This is a genomic window from Phenylobacterium sp., assembly GCF_035276905.1.
In the GTDB taxonomy this organism is placed as follows: domain Bacteria; phylum Pseudomonadota; class Alphaproteobacteria; order Caulobacterales; family Caulobacteraceae; genus Phenylobacterium.
The window spans coordinates 1-3,260 of sequence record NZ_DATELG010000280.1 but is presented as its reverse complement, the minus strand read 5'-3'; the positions used below and the strand labels follow the sequence as shown (position 1 = coordinate 3,260).

The 3,260-nt window shown below is 72.0% G+C and carries 4 protein-coding genes; 1 reads left to right on the top strand and 3 read right to left on the bottom strand.

Going from position 1 to position 3,260, the window contains the following annotated elements:
- Positions 1 to 954, bottom strand: a 954-nt coding sequence (locus VJS38_RS13110) for a signal recognition particle protein (protein ID WP_324088594.1), incomplete at its 3' end; no start/stop codon positions are given.
- Between the two features lie 204 nt (positions 955 to 1,158).
- Positions 1,159 to 1,851, bottom strand: coding sequence for an orotidine-5'-phosphate decarboxylase (gene pyrF / locus VJS38_RS13105; RefSeq protein WP_324088593.1), 693 nt, complete (start codon positions 1,849 to 1,851; stop codon positions 1,159 to 1,161).
- A gap of 34 nt (positions 1,852 to 1,885) precedes the next feature.
- Between pyrF and VJS38_RS13100 the strand changes: the two genes are divergently transcribed.
- Positions 1,886 to 2,575: a MarC family protein gene (locus tag VJS38_RS13100; protein ID WP_324088592.1), complete on the top strand. Its 690-nt coding sequence runs from the start codon at positions 1,886 to 1,888 to the stop codon at positions 2,573 to 2,575.
- On the opposite strand, the gene VJS38_RS13095 is transcribed toward VJS38_RS13100, so the two are convergent.
- On the bottom strand, positions 2,541 to 3,260 hold a 720-nt coding region (locus VJS38_RS13095), incomplete at its 5' end, for an SDR family NAD(P)-dependent oxidoreductase (protein ID WP_324088591.1). The two genes, VJS38_RS13100 and VJS38_RS13095, sit on opposite strands and share 35 nt — an antisense overlap.

Sequence of the window (3,260 nt, the reverse complement as noted above, 5' to 3'; positions counted from 1 at the left end):
GTCGAGGTCCTGGGCGGCCTTCTCGACCAGGGCCACCACGTCGCCCTGGCCCAGGATGCGGCCGGCGACCCGGTGCGCGTCGAAGGCGTCGAGCCCGTCGATCTTCTCCGAGACGCCGAGGAACTTGATCGGCAGGCCGGTTACCGCGCGCATGGAGAGCGCCGCCCCGCCGCGGCCGTCGCCGTCGGCCCGGGTCAGCACCAGGCCGGTCAGCGGCAGGCGCTCGTGGAAGGCCTTGGCGGTCCGCACCGCGTCCTGGCCGGTCAGGCTGTCGGCGACCAACAGGGTCTCGGAAGGGCTCGAGATCTTCGCGATCTCGGCCGCCTCGCTCATCATCGCCTCGTCCAGCGTCGTGCGGCCGGCGGTGTCGAGGATGACGACGTCGTAGCCCTGCAGCTTGGCGGCGGAGAGCGCACGCCGGGCGATGTCGGGGGCGGACTGGCCGGAAACGATCGGCAGGCTCTCGACCTCGGCCTGCCTGGCCAGCGTCGCCAGCTGCTCCATCGCCGCCGGGCGGCGGGTGTCGAGCGAGGCGACCAGCACCTTCTTGCGCTCCCTGGCCAGGCGCAGCGCCAGCTTGGCGGCGGTGGTGGTCTTGCCGGAGCCCTGCAGGCCGGCCATCAGGATCACGGTCGGCGGGTTGAGCGAGAGGTTCAGCCCCTCGGGCTCGCCCCCTTTACCGTCTATTGGGCCGCCCAGCATCTCGACCAGGCCGTCATAGGTGATCTTCACCACCTGGTCGGCGGGGCGGACCGAGCGGATCACCGCCTCGCCAGTGGCCTTTTCCTTGGCCTTGGCGATGAACTCGCGCACCACCGGCAGCGCGACGTCGGCCTCCAAGAGCGCCACGCGCACCTCGCGCAGCGCCTCGTCGACATCCTTCTCGGACAGCACGCCGCGCCCGCCGAGACGGTCGAAGACGCCGGAAAGCCGATCTGTCAGTGCTTCGAACATAGCGATCCTTATGACCCAAACGCGATCGACCCCCGTGAACGTACACGTCGACGGGGGGCCTCGCCGCCCTCGTCCCATATGGTGATGGGGGTCGTGGCGGTGGAGGGCGCTGACCGAGGTTGCGCCAGAAGGGCGGGCTTATGCGCCTGTGGAGAAGTCGGAGTCAAGAATCAGATCCGCCACCTGACGGGGGGGATCTCGTCCTCAAGCCCCCGCCATCTCCTCCACCACCCGCAGCGCCGCCGCGCGCGGGTCCTGCGCCGCGGTGATCGGGCGGCCGCAGACGATGTGCGAGGCGCCGGCCTTCAGCGCCGCCGCCGGCGTCGCCGCGCGGGCCTGGTCGTTCTTGGCGGACCAGTCGGGCCTGACGCCGGGCGTCACCACCAGGAAGCCCTCGCCGCCGATCGCGCGCGCGAGCTCGGCCTCGTGCGGGCTCGCCACCACGCCCTGGCAGCCGGCGGCCAGCGCCTGGCGGATGCGGCGCTCGACCAGGCTGCGGGCGTCCTCGTGGTAGCCCGTCTCGATCAGGTCGGCGTCGGTCAGGCTGGTCAGCACCGTCACCGCCAGGATCTTTAAGGCCGAGCCCTCGCAGCCGCGCACGGCGGCGGCCATCACCTGCGGCTCGCCGTGGACGGTGAGGAGGTCGCAGCCCGATCCGGCCAGCGCCCGGGCCGCGCGCTCCACGGTCGTGCCGATGTCGTGCAGCTTCCAGTCCAGGAACACCTGCTTGCCCTGCCCCTTCAGCTCGCGGGCCAGCGCCATGCCGTCGGTGGCGAAGAGCTCCAGCCCGACCTTGTAGAAGCTGACCGCCTCGCCGATCCGCGCGACCAGGGCGCGCGCTTCGCCCGCCGTGGGCACGTCGAGCGGCACGATCAGCCGGGAATCCGCGGCGGCCATGGGGCAGGCTCCGATTTTGGGCTATGAGCGCTGCATGAGCCAGGCGGACTTCGCGGTCAACTTCTTCGTCGCCCTGTTCGCCCTTCTCGATCCGCTGGGCAACGTGCCGGTGTTCGCCGCCGCCACGGTCGGCGCCGGTCCGCGCGAGCGGGCGCATATCGCGCTCTACGTCTCGCTGTTCGTGCTGGGCTTCGTCACCTTCTTCTATTTCACCGGCCTGTCGCTGCTCGCCTTCTTCGGCATCTCGCTGGCCTCGTTCCGCATCGCCGGGGGAGTGATTCTGCTGCTCACCGGCCTGCAGATGGCCCGCGACGACTTCACCGCCACCTTCGCCGAGGCCGCCGACGCCGCGGGTCCTGCGGCCGGCCCGCGCGGCTACGCCCGCCAGCGGTTCGAGCGGATGATCGTGCCCTTCGCGATGCCGCTGCTGATCGGCCCGGGCGCGATCTCCACGGTGGTGATCTACGCCAGCCAAGCCCGCGTCTTCGGCCTCGCCGGCGCCGTGGTCGGGGTCGGCGTCATCGCCGCCGTCAGCGCCTGCACGCTGCTGGCGTTCCTGTCGACGCCGCTGATCAGCCGCCTCCTCGGCCGGATCGGCCTGACCATCGTCGTGCGCGTGCTGGGCCTGATCCTCTGCGCCATGGCGGTGCAGTTCATCCTGGGCGGCCTGGCGGAGGCCACGCAAGGCTTCATCCGCCCGGCGGCGATGGCGCCGGCGAGGTAGTCCGGAACCGCGGCCCCTGCGACCGCATCACCGCCAGCGCCAGCGCGTCCGGCATCAGCCGCACCGCGCCGCAGATCAGCTTGTAGACCAGGCCGGGCACGCAGATCGCGCGGTTCGCCTCCACCGCCCGCCAGCCGTCCTCGACCACCCTGTCGGCCTGCAGCCACATCCACCTCGGCGTGGCGGCGCTGGTCCGGGCCCGGGTGCCGTTGACGTCGTGGAACTCGGTGTAGGTGAAGCCGGGGCAGAGCGCGCTCACGTGCACGCCGTCCGCCGCCGCCTCCAGGTGCAGGCTCTGCGAGAACTTGATCAGCAGGCACTTGGCCGGGCCATAGAGGGTATGGCCCGCGGCGCCCGGGACCAGTCCGGCCACCGAGGCGACGTTGACGATCCGGCCGTAGCGCCGCTCGATCATGCCGGGCAGCAGCTTGTGCGCCAGCTCGCAGGGCGCGACCACCATCAGCTGCAGGAAGGCCTGCTGGTCGGCCCAGCGGGTCTGGGCGAAGGCGCCGGTCAGGCCGTAGCCGGCGTTGTTGATCAGCACCTCGACCGGCCGGCCGAGCTCCGCGACCTGTTCCAGCAGCCGTCGCGCGCCGGCCGAGTCGGCGAGGTTCGCGGGCGCGACGAAGGGCAGGGCGCCGTGGCGCGCGCGCAGCTCCTCGGCCAGCGCCTCCAGCCGCTCGAC